Below are 12,335 nucleotides of genomic sequence, written 5' to 3'. Positions count from 1 at the left end.
GAACCGCTGCCGGGGTGCCGACCGGTCAGCGCAGCGGAGGAAGGTGACGGTCAGGGCGCAGCGACGCGACGACGTCCGGCGGCACCCAGCGCAGGACCCGTTCGCCGACGGCGTCGGGCGCGTCCCTCGCGGTGAACCGCAGCACGCGACGTCCGGTCGCCTCGATCGCCTCGTGCCGTCGCTTCTCCGCGACGAGGACGCGGCCCGGGTCCTCACGGGGAGCGAGGCCGTCGCCCGTCGTGCGGTACTTCACCAGCCCGTCGAACTCCAGCAGCAGCCGCCACGGCTCCCATCCGAGGTCCGCGCGGACCCGGCCGACCGAGGTACGGACCGGGACCTGCGTCGACGGGCGGGGGAGGCCGAGCCGGAGGACGAGGTACCGCAACCACGTCTCCCAGGCCGACTCGGCGCCGGCGTCCGCGAGCCGGAGGACGTGCCGGGCGCGAGGTGCCCCGGCAGCCCGGGGCTGTCGCGCGAGGCAGGCCGCGACGTCCTCGCGGGCGAGACCCCGCGCGAGCGCCGCGTCCGCGACGACCAGCCCCTCGAGCGGGCTCAGGGTGCGCAGGCAGTCGGCGACGGTGCGGGCGGGCGTCGTCACCGGCAGACCGCCGACGACGCACCGGTCGACGGCGTCGACGAGTCCGAGGTGCCTCGCGACCGTGGGGTCCGCGCGCCCGGACCGCCGGTAGGGCTGCACCACGTGCACGTCACGGGGCGCCGTCCACAGGCGCAGGCCGTGGACGAGGGCGGCGGTGGTGTGGCTGAGGACGTGGTCCGCGCGGAGGGTGCGATGGAGCGCGGTCGCCCGGTCCAGCACGAGGTCGCGCTCGTCGGCGGGCCCGATCCTCCTGCCGGTGCCGGTCTCGCGGTAGACGCCCCGACGCACCCGCTCCCAGGACCCGGAGGACGCGGCCTGCCGCACGAGCTGGGGCGGGTGCTCCGCCGCGAGCAGCAACGCGGGTCGTCGAGGGCCGCCGGGGGCGAGAGGGTCGTCGTCGTGCACCGGGCGAGCGTGCCCGGTCCGGGAGCGCGCGCGGGTCGTCCGGACCGGTCCTGTGGACGGTCCCCGGTCGACGGCGCCTGTGCGCGACGGTCAGACGCTTCGGCGATGCGGACGCGGTTCGGCACCGCGTGCGGGACCTCGGCAACCCCAGGTGCCGAACAGCGCACGACGTGCCGACTCGCGCGCCCGGAGGGCCGCGACCGGTCAGCCGCGGGCGGTCCGACGGCAGACCTCGTCCCAGGGCGTGGGCTCGATGCCGAAGCGGTCGCGGGCCGCGGTGTCATCGAGGACGTACGGGCGCTCCCACTGGTAGGCGAGGTCGCGCAGCTCGCGCAGCAGCGGCGAGAACAGCCCGGCGACGGCGAGCCCGGGGCCGCGCAGCGAGCGGACCCGGACCGGCGGCTGCCCGACGCTCGCGAGGACGTCGGTCAGCGCCTCGCGCTGGGTGCACGGCGGGTTGCTCGGGGTGTGCCACGTGCGGCCGAGCGCGCCCGGGTCCGCGGCCGCCGCGACGAGCGTGCGCGCGGCGTCCTGCACGTCGGTGAACGAGTGCGACAGGTCGGTGCGGCCGATCATCGTCACGGCCCGGCCGCGCAGCGCAGCAGGGACGACGCGCGACACGTGGCCGTTGGCGCCGACGCCGGGCCCGACGAAGTCGGAGCTGCGCACCTCGACGACCCGCGCACGGCCGGCGCGGTGCGCGGCGAGGGCGTCGGCCCACAGCCGGGCCCGCAGGACGCCCTTGTGGTCGGTCGCGGCGTCCGGCAGGTCCTCGGTCATAGGTCCGTCGACCGGCCCGTAGGGGTAGAGGTTGCCCGTGATCGCGTAGACCGCTCCCGTCCGCTCCGCCGTGGTGAGCAGCGCGGCGGCGAGCGGCGGCCAGACCTTCTCCCACTGCGTGTAGTCGCCGGGGTTGGCGCAGTTGTAGAGCACGGCGGCACCGTCCGCGGCGCGGGTCAGCGCGTCGGCGTCGGACGCGTCGAGCGCGAGGTGCGTGACGCCGGCGAGCCCGGTGCCGCGCCCGCTGCGGGTGACGACGGTGACGTGCGACCCGCGGGCCGCGAGCTCGGCGGCGACGTGGCGGCCGACGGGGCCGGCGCCGACGACGACGTGCCGGTCGTCGGAGGACGAGGTGCTGGACATGAGGACTCCCTTCCGAGAGCAGTGCTCTCGTTCCGAGAGCCAGCCTGGCACGACGGCCATGACAAAGCAAGAGCACCGCTCTCGTTGGTGGGCGGCGCTCTCGTCTGCGACCCTGACGGGATGACGGCACCTCGGACGGCGCGCGCCCTGGCGCGCGAGACCCTCACGCGCGAGATCCTCGACGCCGCCCGCGCGCGGCTCGTGGCCGACGGGCCCGCCGCGCTCTCGCTGCGGGCCGTCGCGCGCGACGTCGGCATGGTGTCGTCCGCCGTCTACCGCTACTTCCCGAGCCGGGACGCGCTGCTCACCGCGCTCCTCGTCGAGTGCTACGACGAGCTCGGGGCCGCCGTCGAGGCCGCGGAGGCCGCCGTCGCGCGGGACGACCTGCCCGGTCGCTGGCTCGCCGCGTGCCGCGCGCTGCGCGCCTGGTGCGTCGCGCGGCCCGGGGAGTTCGGGCTGCTCTACGGCACCCCCGTGCCGGGGTACGCGGCGCCGCAGGACACGGTCGAGCCCGCGACGCGCGTCGTGCGGACCCTGGTCCGGGTCGTCGCCGACTCCTGGGCGGACGGCGAGGGCCCCGCGCCCGCACCGCCGTCGGGCGGGGACGCGGCCGCGCTCGTGGCCCCCGCCGTCGCGTACGTGAGCGCCCGCGGGCTCACGACGCCCGACGTCCCGCCCGAGGCCGTCGTGCGCACGCTCATGGCGTGGACGACCCTGTTCGGCACGGTGTCGTTCGAGCTGTTCGGCCACCTCCACCGCACGGTCGCCGACTACGCCGACTGGTTCGACGCCGTCGCGCTGCGGGTCGGGGCGGACGCCGGGGTGGTCCCGCGGTCGGCCCCGCGCTGACCGGGACGACGGCGGGGACGCGGCCGGTCGTCCGGGCTCGCCCTGGGCTCGCCCGCGGTATGGATGCGGCTTTGCCGCCGCGTGGCCGGTAACCTGGGGGTTCTGGTTCCTACGAGCACGAACGAGGTCCACGTGCCCACCGGCAAGGTCAAGTGGTTCGACACCGAACGCGGGTTCGGCTTCATCGCCAACGACGACGGCGGCGAGGTCTTCCTGCACGCCTCCGCGCTGCCCGCGGACGCCCCCGCGCCCAAGCCGGGCGCTCGCGTCGACTTCGGCGTCGCCGACGGGCGCCGTGGCCCGCAGGCGCTCGCCGTCACGTTCCTCGACCCGGCGCCCTCGGTCGTCAAGGCGAAGCGTCGCTCGGCGGACGAGATGGCGGTCATCGTCGAGGACCTCATCAAGGAGCTCGACGGGATCGGCAACGGCCTGCGCCGCGGCCGCTACCCGGAGAAGGGCAAGGCCACCAAGGTCGCCGCGGTCCTGCGCGCGGTCGCCGACGAGATCGAGGCCTGACGATGTCCGCCGTGGCAGCCGCAGAGGAGCGCGTCCGAGGAGTCTCCGCACGCGCGGCGCGGGACGCCGTGCTCACGGGCGCGGTCGAGCTCGCGCGCGCCGCGGCGCAGGAGGTGGCCGAGAGCCCGGAGGACGTGGGCGAGCACCTCGGCACGGTCGCCGAGGCGGACCGGCTCATCTCCCACCGGTTCGCGTGCACGATGCGCGGCTACCGCGGCTGGCACTGGACCGTGACGCTCGCGCGCGTGCCGCGCGGCCGGACGGCCACGGTGTGCGAGGTCGAGCTCCTGCCCGGTGACGGTGCGCTGCTCGCGCCGTCGTGGCTCCCGTGGTCCGAGCGCCTGCGCCCGGGCGACGTCGGCCCGGGCGACGTGCTGCCCTTCCGCGCCGACGACCCGCGCCTCGAGCCCGGCTACGTGCCCACGGGCGACGAGGAGCAGGACGCCGTCGCGATCGAGGAGCTCGCGCTCGCGCGTGCCCGCGTGCTGTCGCCGCAGGGCCGCGACGAGGCCGCGGAGCGCTGGTACCGCGGGTCGCGCGGCCCGACGACGCGCGGCGCCGTCGCCGCCGCGGCCGACTGCGGGTCGTGCGGCTTCCTCGTGCCGCTCCAGGGCAGCCTCGGCCAGGTCTTCGGCGTGTGCGCGAACGAGTGGTCGCCCGACGACGGCAAGGTCGTGAGCCTCGACCACGGCTGCGGCGCGCACTCGGAGACGGACGTCGAGCCGCAGCGCAGCGAGTGGCCGGACCCGGACCCGCTCGTCGACGAGCTGCACGTCGAGATCGTCACGCTCCTCGAGTCCGCGGTCGCCCGGAAGGAGGCGGCCCGGGACGGGGCCGCGCCGACGGACACTGCCGCGGACGAGACCGCCCCGGACGAGACGGTTCCGGCGGCGCAGGACGAGCCGACGCCGGTGGCCGACGCCCCGACGCCGACCGACACCGCGCCGGAGGCCCCCGCGGCCGTGGCCGTCGAGCCGGACGCCGTGCCGGACGACGCGGAGACCGCGCCGGTCCCCGACGACGCGCCGGACGACGCGGAGACCACCCCTGACCCCGACGCCACGCCGGACGAGCCCGAGACCGCGCCGGACCCCGCCGTCGACGCCGCGCCGGACGAGCCGCGGGAGTGACGCAGGACGTCTTCGGGACGGCCGCGCTGCGTCGTGCGGTCCTGGAGGCGTGGCGGTCCTCGCCGACGCGCCTGCGCGAGGACGCGAACACGGAGGAGGACCACGCCCACGGGTCGTACCGGGGGCGGGTCGTCGTCGAGCTCGCGCAGAACGCCGCCGACGCCGCCGTCCGCGCGGGTGTCCCCGGTCGCCTCCGGCTGAGCCTGCACGCGCCGTCCGACCCCGACGGGCGCTGGGTGCTGCGCGCGGCCAACACGGGCGAGCCGCTCGACGCGGCGGGCGTCGCGTCGCTCGTCGCGATGCGGGCCTCGGCTACCGGTCGGGGCGCGGGCGCAGCCGGTGGCCCGCGCACGGTGGGTCGGTTCGGGGTCGGCTTCGCGGCGGTCCGCTCGGTCGCGGACCGCGTGCGCGTCGGCGCGGGAGACCACGCCGTCGAGCTCTCGCTCGACCGCACGCGCGCCGCGCTCGACGACGTCGTGGCGGACCGCCCGGACCTCGCCGCCGAGGTCGCGGGGCGCGGCGACCGGCTCCCGGTACTGCGCCTCCCGTTCCCGGCGCGCGTCGAGGTGCCGGCGGGGTACGACACCGTGGTCGAGGTCGAGCTGCGCGACGACGCGGCGCTCGACGCCGTGCGGGCCGAACTCGCGGACGTCGGCGACCCGCTGCTGCTCGCCCTGCCCGCGCTCACGGAGGTCGTCGTGGCGGGCGACGGCGTCGCGGAGCGCCGGGTCGCGGACGTCGACGAGCGCTGGACGGTGCTGCGGCGCGAGGGGACGCTCGACCCCGCGCTCCTGGCGGACCGTCCCGTCGAGGAGCGCGGCGCGGACCGCTGGTCGGTGACCTGGGCGCTGCCCCACGACGCGGCGGCGCCGACCGTGCTGCACGCCCCCACCCCGACGGACGAGCGGCTCACGTTCCCGGCCCTGCTCCTCGCGACGTTCCCGCTCGACCCCGCGCGCCGGCACGTCCCGCGCGGTGCCGTGACGGATCACGTCGCGCACGAGGCGGGTCGCGCGTTCGCGGCGCTCCTCGGGTCGCTCGCGGCCGACCGCGGCGCCGACGTGCTCGCGCTCGTCCCGACCGGGCTGCCGGGGAGCGCGGTCGACGAGGGGGTCCGCACGGCGGCGACGGCGGCCCTGGCCCGCACGCCGCTCCTCCCGCTCGACCTGCCGCCCGACCAGCCCGGTCTCGCGCTCGACGAGACCTGGGAAGACCCGCCGATCCTCGCGGACCGTGACGAGCACGGTGCGCCGCAGCGGGACGAGCGCCGGCTCCTCGCGCCCGCCGAGGCGCGCGTCCTCGCCGGGGACGTGGGCGACGGGCGTGTGCGTGCCGAGCTCGGGGCGGCGCACCTCGTGGACGTGCCGGGCCCGCTGCGCGCGGTCGCGCGGTCGCTCGGGGCGCAGGTCGTCGACCTGGCCGACGTCGTGGACGACCTCCCGCTCGTCGCCGACCCCGAGCGCTGGCGGGCGCTGTACGACGCGCTCGCGCCGCACGCGGGGGACCGGTCGGTGCTCGAGGCGCTGGGCGCGCTCCCAGTCCCGCTGCTCGGCGGGCAAGTCGTGCGCGGGGCGCGCGGCCTGCTGCTCCTCGACGACGGCATGGACGGCGGGACGCTCGACGCGCGGGACGCCGCCGACCTCGGTCTGCGCGTCGTCGACCCGCGGGCTGCGCACCCGCTGCTCGAGCGGCTGGGCGCGCGCGCGACGGACCTGCGCGCGGTGCTCGCCGACGGCGCGGTGCGCGAGCGCGTGCTGGCCGCCGCCGACGCCGCGGAGGCGGACGACGACCCCGCCCCGGAGGTCGAGCGGCTGCTCGCGCTGGTCGCCGCCGCGCTGCGCGACGTGCGGGACCCCGGCGACGCGCTGCCGTTCTGGTGGGGCGAGCTCCCGGTCCCGACGACGGACGGCGGCTGGTCGCCCGCGCGCGGCTGCGCCCTGCCGGGCACCTGGGCGGCGGACGCGCTCGACGGGCTCGACGTCGTCGACCCGGGGGTCGTCGCCCGCTGGGGCGAGCCGACGCTGCGCGCGGTGGGCGCGGCGGCGGGACCGACCGTGCTGCGGGTGCGCGACGTGCTCACACCCGCGCCGGACGACGACGAGCCCGACCTGGACCCGCACGCGCCGGAGGGCTGGCTCTCCGACTGGACCGGGTACCTCGAGCACCTCACGACGACGCTCGGCCCCGAGGCGTACGTGGGGGACGTGCTCGCCGTCGCGGACCTGGACGCGGTGGCCGACGACGCGTGGCCCGACGTGCTCGCCCGGCTCGCGGGCGACCCCGCGGCGCGGGAGGCGCTGCTCACGCCCGTGCGCGCGGAGGGCGGGCGTGCGACGGCGGCGCGCTCGTACACGGCGTGGTGGCTGCGCGAGGAGCTCGGCGGGCCGTTCGCGCTCGACGGCGGCCCCACCGCCGCGTTCCTGCGTCCGGCACCGCCGGAGGTGGCGGGGCTCGACGACGCGGCGCTCGCCGCCGTCGGGGGCGTGCACGACCTCGCCGAGCTCGACCCGGAGGAGTGGGCCGACCTGCTGGACGGGCTGCCGCCCGTCGGGTCACCGGTCGACGCCGCGGCCGCGCTGGCGCTGTGGCGCGCCCTGGAGACGCTGGCGGAGAGCGGCGTGCGGCTCGACCCGGCCCCCGCGCGGGTGCCCGCGCTGCACGGCGGGACGGTCGTCGTCGCGGCGGCCGACGACGTCGCGGTGGCCCCGGACCCGATGTGGGCGCCGCTGCGTCCGCTCGTGCCCGCGGGACGGGACCTGGTCGAGGAGATCGCGGACCTGCTCGACGTCGCGACGGTCGCGGGCCCCGCACCGGCGCCGGACGACGCCGGGCACCGCGAGGACGTCCCGGGCGAGGCGGGGACCGTCGTCGGCGAGCGCCTGCCGCGCACCTGGGAACGGCACGACGACCTCCGTGTCGGCGGGGTCGCGGTCCCGTGGTGGGTCGAGGGTCGTGGGGGAGCGGACGTCGTCGTGCACGCGACCGGTCCGGCGGGGCTCGCGGCGGCGCTCGCCGTCGTCGCGGGGCGCTACCGCGCGCGGCACGTGCTCGAGGAGGTGCTCCGCGACCCGCGCGGGGCGCAGGGCGCTGTGGCGCGGACGGCCTGGGACGACCGTCAGTCGTCGGCGGACGCGCGGTAGCGGGTCCGGTTCCGCCGCTCCCAGCCGAGCCCGAGGGCGCCGAGCGCGAGCCCGACGGCGCACGTCGCGACCGCGCGGGGCGCGAGCGTCCCGGTGGCGAGCAGGACGGCGCACACGACGAGCGCGACCGTCCAGAGCGCCATGCCGGCGAGGATGACGACGCGCAGGTCGACCCGCCAGGGCGCCGGGTCGGGGCGCCGGCGTTCGGGGTGGAGGAGGAGGGTCACGACCGAGGGCACCCGAGCATCGTAGCGACGCGCCGGTTTTTTCACCCCCACGGCGCGTCACAGGCGTGACCTGCGTCTCTTCCCCTCTCGTGTGAGCACACGTCCGGAGCACCCGCAACCGCGCGCTACGATGCAAGCGGCCCACCGCGCTCTCCCGCTCGTGGTCGCCCGTCCAGCTCGAACCGCCCCGGAATCCGGGCGGGCACTCCTCCGTGACTTCTCCGCACGCTGCGTCGCGTGCGGGGGAACGCCGAACCTGGACAGCTGTCCAGTGAATTCCTCCGAGGCCTGCGAGTCCGGTGCGCCAACCGCAGGATCCTGCGGCTCAGGACCTTCCGGACAGCCGTCGTCCGGAACGCCTTCTCACCCGGGTGAAAGCCCTCGTCAACCCTCGTTATCGCACATTCTCGAACCTAGGATGAGTCGCCATGCAGGGTGTGGAGCCGACCGGAGGTGGACGCATGTCCCACAGCGTCACCGACGACACGAGACGAGGTCTGCGCACCCTTCTCACCGCGTCGCCCGCGGCGCGCATCCGCGCCGCCCGGGCCGCGTTCGCCGCGCAGGGCTGGGAGGTCGCCTACCGCCGCCGGCTGCTGCTGACCGACCTCGCCGTGATCGCCGTGGCCGTGCTCGTCGCCTACTTCCTGCGCTGGGAGCAGCTCGCCGACGAACCCGTCCGCGAGGCCCGCGTGCCCTACGTCGTGCTGAGCCTCCTCGTCGGAGCGGCGTGGGCGGTGTCCCTCGTCGCCAGCCGCACCCGAGACCCGCGCGTCATGGGGAGCGGGCCGACGGAGTATCACCGGGTCTTCGACGCGTCGTGGCGGCTCTTCGCCGTGCTCGCCGTGCTCGCGTTCCTGCTGCGCTTCCCCGAGGCTCGCGGCTACCTCGCGTTCGCCTTCCCGATCGGCCTCGCCGGGCTCTTCCTCGCGCGGTACTCCTGGCGCCAGTGGCTCCATCGGCAGCGCGCCGCCGGCGGCATGCGGTCCGCGGTGCTCGCGATCGGGCACCGCGACCAGGCCGAGCGCCTCATCCGGGACCTCAACTCCCGCGACGAGTCGGGCTACCGCGTCGTCGGCGTGTGCGTCCCGTCGGGCGGGTTCGGGGCGGGCGAGGAGATCCACGGCGTCCCGGTGCTCGGCGAGCTCCGGCACGCGGGCGAGGTCGCGACCCGGGTGGGCGCTGACGTCGTCGCGGTCTCCGGCTCGGACGCCATCACGGCCGAGGTCGTGCGCCGCCTGGGCTGGGAGCTCGAGCCGTACGGCGTCGACCTCATGCTCACGGCGGAGCTCGCGGACGTCGCCGGCCCCCGTATCACCATCACGCCCGCCGAGAGCGTCTCGCTCCTGCACGTGGACGCGCCCCGCTTCACGGGGCCCAAGTTCGCCGTGAAGTCGGTCGTGGACTGGACGGGCGCGGCCCTCATCACGCTCGTCGCGCTGCCCGTGCTCGTCGCGGTCGCGCTCGCCGTCCTGCTCACGAGCCGCGGTCCCGTCCTCTACCGCCAGGAGCGCGTCGGACGCAACGGGCGCACGTTCTCGATGTACAAGTTCCGCTCGATGCGCGTGGGCGCCGACCGCGAGGTCGAGCAGCTCGAGGAGCAGAACGACGCCTCCGGCCTGCTGTTCAAGATGCGCGACGACCCGCGCGTGACGCCCGTCGGCCGGGTGCTGCGCCGCTACTCGCTCGACGAGCTGCCGCAGCTCCTCAACGTCCTGCGCGGCGACATGAGCCTCGTCGGCCCGAGGCCCCCGCTCCCGCGCGAGGTGCAGAAGTACGAGACGAAGGTCCGCCGTCGGCTCCTGGTCAAGCCCGGCCTCACGGGCCTGTGGCAGGTCGGCGGCCGGTCGGACCTGTCGTGGGAGGAGAGCGTCCGCCTCGACGTGTACTACGTGGAGAACTGGACGATGTTCGGCGACTTCCTCATCCTCGCGCGCACGGCGCGCGCGGTGTTCTCCGGCTCCGGGGCCTACTGAGGCCCGCCGGGACGTCGGGGCGGGCAGGAGGAGGTGCGTCGTGCGGGTCTCGGTCTCGGGAGGTGGTCGCCGCGGCGTCCTGCACGCGGCCTGCCTCGCCGCCGCCGGGCACGAGGTCGTGCTCCTCGACCCGGACCCGCGCGCGCTCGCTGCGCTTGCTGCGCTCCGCGCGGGGCCGAGGACCGCTGAGCCGCGGCTGCCCCGGCTCCTCGCGCTCGGCCTCGTGAGCGGGCGCCTGCGCCCGACGACCGACCGCACGGCCGTCGCCGGTGCGCGCGTGCACCTGCTCTGCGTCGGCGCCGGGGCCACGCCCGACGCCGGCGGTGCGGCGCGCGTCGCGGCGCTGCGGGACGCGCTCGACGGCCTCGCCCCGCACCTCGGCCCCGGCGACCTCGTCGTCGGGCGGGCCCGCGTCCCGGCGGGCACCGCCGCGCTGCTCGCCGCGTGCATCGCCGCGGACGGCGTCCCTGCCACGGTCGCCTGGGTGCCCGACGAGCACCGGCCGGGCCACGCCGTCGTCGACCTCCTGCACCCCGCCCGGGTCGTGCACGGCGTCCCCGCGGGCCCCGCCGGGGAGCGGGCGAACGCGATCCTCGACGTGCTCCACGCGGTCCAGCTCGCCTCGGGCGCGCCCCGCAGCGTCACCGACCTCGCGACGGCCGAGTCCCTCGGGCACGGTCACGGGGCGCCCCGCGCGCACGACGTCGCCGCGACGCCCGGGCGGACCGACGTGGCGTCGAGCACACCCCGGACGGCGCTCGACGCCGTCGGCGCGGCCTGACGTGCACGGACGACCCCGGCGGGCGATGCCCGACCGTGTCCGGCGCGTTACCGCGCGGTCACACGGTTCTGGCAGCATTCTCCCCATGTCCACCCCCACCTCCGTCCGTGAGGACGAGCACGCCCCCGTGCCTGCGCGCGGCGCGATCGACCGCTTCTTCAAGATCACCGAGCGCGGCTCGACGATCGGCACCGAGATCCGCGGCGGTCTCGTGACGTTCTTCGCGATGGCCTACATCATCGTGCTGAACCCGCTGATCATCGGGACCGTCCAGGACGGCACGGGCCAGTTCCTCGGCGGGGGCGCCGAGCCGGACTTCGGCAAGATCGCTGCGGCCACCGCGCTCGTCGCGGGCGTCATGACGCTCGCCATGGGCGTCTTCGCGAACTTCCCGCTCGGGCTCGCGGCCGGGCTCGGCCTCAACGCCGTGGTCGCGTACTCGATCGCGTCGCTGCCCGGGGTCACGTGGGCGGACGCGATGGGCCTCGTCGTCATCGAGGGCCTCATCATCCTCGTGCTCGTGCTCACCGGGTTCCGCGAGGCCGTCTTCCGGGCCGTGCCGCTCGAGCTGAAGACCGCCATCAGCGTCGGCATCGGTCTGTTCATCGCGCTCATCGGCCTCGTCAACGCGGGCTTCGTCACCGCGGGCAGCGGCACGCTCCTCGCGCTCGGCAACCTCGGCACGTGGCCGATCCTCGTGTTCGTCGTGGGCCTCGTGCTGACGATCGTGCTGTGGGTGCGCAAGGTCAAGGGCGCGCTGCTCGTGGCGATCCTCACGGCGACCGTGCTCGCCGTCGTGCTGGAGAACACGCTCCACATCGGGGCGAAGGCCCCCGACGGCTCGAACCCGGACGGCTTCAACCTCAACGCGCCCACGTTCGACGGCGTCGTGCAGGTCCCGGACTTCGGCCTCCTCGGCCAGTTCTCGCTCCTGGGCTCGTTCCAGAACATCGCGACCGTCACCGTGATCCTGCTGGTGTTCTCGCTCCTGCTCGCGGACTTCTTCGACTCGATGGGCACGATGGTCGCCGTCGGCGCCGAGGCGCGCCTCAACGACGCCGAGGGCGTCCCGCCGCGCTCGCGCGCCATCCTCGTCGTCGACTCGATCGCCGCCGCGGCCGGTGGTGCCGGGTCCGTGTCGTCGAACACGAGCTTCGTCGAGTCGACGACGGGTGCCGGCGAGGGTGCCCGCACGGGCCTCGCGTCGGTCGTCACGGGGATCGCGTTCCTGCTCGCGACCTTCCTGTCGCCGCTCGTCGCGCTCGTGCCGTACGAGGCCGCGGCGCCCGCGCTCGTCTTCGTCGGGTTCCTCATGATGACGCAGATCGCCGGCATCTCCTGGAAGAACGTCGAGATCGGCATCCCCGCGTTCCTCACGATCATCGTCATGCCGTTCACGTACTCGATCGCGGACGGCATCGGGGCGGGCTTCCTCGCCTTCGTGCTCATCAAGCTCGCGCTCGGCAAGGTCCGGGCGATCCACCCGCTGATGTGGGTCGCGGCGGCGATGTTCGTCGTGTACTTCCTCCTCGGCCCCATCCGGGACGCCCTGGGCCTCTAGGCTCGGCCC

The 12,335-nt window shown here is 76.3% G+C and carries 10 protein-coding genes; 7 read left to right on the top strand and 3 right to left on the bottom strand.

All coding sequences use genetic code 11. The features are described from left to right. Positions 1–25: 25 nt before the first annotated feature. Positions 26–1,003, bottom strand: a complete 978-nt coding sequence (locus RSE42_RS15320; RefSeq protein ID WP_415296960.1) for a hypothetical protein — start codon at positions 1,001–1,003, stop codon at positions 26–28. 204 nt (positions 1,004–1,207) lie between these two features. Continuing rightward, positions 1,208–2,146 carry an NAD-dependent epimerase/dehydratase family protein gene (locus RSE42_RS15315; protein WP_415296959.1) on the bottom strand — a complete coding sequence of 313 codons (939 nt, stop codon included), beginning with the start codon at positions 2,144–2,146 and terminating at the stop codon, positions 1,208–1,210. A gap of 120 nt (positions 2,147–2,266) precedes the next feature. Here RSE42_RS15315 and RSE42_RS15310 point away from each other — a divergent pair, with 120 nt between their 5' ends. The 4 genes from RSE42_RS15310 (at position 2,267) to RSE42_RS15295 (ending at position 7,781) form a co-directional block, all read left to right on the top strand. Then, entirely contained in the window at positions 2,267–2,995 is a 729-nt protein-coding gene (locus tag RSE42_RS15310) for a TetR/AcrR family transcriptional regulator (RefSeq protein WP_415296957.1), read from the top strand. A 132-nt stretch (positions 2,996–3,127) separates the two neighbouring features. After that, positions 3,128–3,511, top strand: a complete 384-nt coding sequence (locus RSE42_RS15305) for a cold-shock protein (protein ID WP_034651071.1) — start codon at positions 3,128–3,130, stop codon at positions 3,509–3,511. A gap of 2 nt (positions 3,512–3,513) precedes the next feature. Continuing rightward, positions 3,514–4,641 carry a DUF3027 domain-containing protein gene (locus tag RSE42_RS15300; protein WP_415296955.1) on the top strand — a complete coding sequence of 376 codons (1,128 nt, stop codon included), beginning with the start codon at positions 3,514–3,516 and terminating at the stop codon, positions 4,639–4,641. Continuing rightward, complete coding sequence (locus RSE42_RS15295; protein WP_415296953.1) at positions 4,638–7,781, top strand: sacsin N-terminal ATP-binding-like domain-containing protein; 3,144 nt, start codon at positions 4,638–4,640, stop codon at positions 7,779–7,781. Before RSE42_RS15300 ends, RSE42_RS15295 begins: the two co-directional genes overlap by 4 nt. On the opposite strand, the gene RSE42_RS15290 is transcribed toward RSE42_RS15295, so the two are convergent. Beyond that, complete coding sequence (locus tag RSE42_RS15290) at positions 7,757–8,020, bottom strand: DUF2530 domain-containing protein (protein ID WP_051028378.1); 264 nt, start codon at positions 8,018–8,020, stop codon at positions 7,757–7,759. The genes RSE42_RS15295 and RSE42_RS15290 overlap by 25 nt on opposite strands. Before the next feature lie 449 nt (positions 8,021–8,469). Here RSE42_RS15290 and RSE42_RS15285 point away from each other — a divergent pair, with 449 nt between their 5' ends. The 3 genes from RSE42_RS15285 (at position 8,470) to RSE42_RS15275 (ending at position 12,326) form a co-directional block, all read left to right on the top strand. Further along, entirely contained in the window at positions 8,470–9,984 is a 1,515-nt protein-coding gene (locus RSE42_RS15285) for a sugar transferase (RefSeq protein ID WP_415296951.1), read from the top strand. A gap of 40 nt (positions 9,985–10,024) precedes the next feature. Then, complete coding sequence (locus RSE42_RS15280; protein ID WP_415296949.1) at positions 10,025–10,765, top strand: hypothetical protein; 741 nt, start codon at positions 10,025–10,027, stop codon at positions 10,763–10,765. A gap of 85 nt (positions 10,766–10,850) precedes the next feature. Further along, positions 10,851–12,326 carry an NCS2 family permease gene (locus RSE42_RS15275; protein ID WP_137281497.1) on the top strand — a complete coding sequence of 492 codons (1,476 nt, stop codon included), beginning with the start codon at positions 10,851–10,853 and terminating at the stop codon, positions 12,324–12,326. The last annotated feature ends 9 nt before the right edge of the window (positions 12,327–12,335 follow it).

The organism is Cellulosimicrobium sp. SJTW-1, from assembly GCF_047716875.1.
Taxonomy (GTDB): Bacteria; Actinomycetota; Actinomycetes; order Actinomycetales; family Cellulomonadaceae; genus Cellulosimicrobium; species Cellulosimicrobium funkei.
The sequence above is the reverse complement of the archived record's forward strand: the minus strand, read 5'-3'. Positions and strand labels throughout refer to the sequence as shown.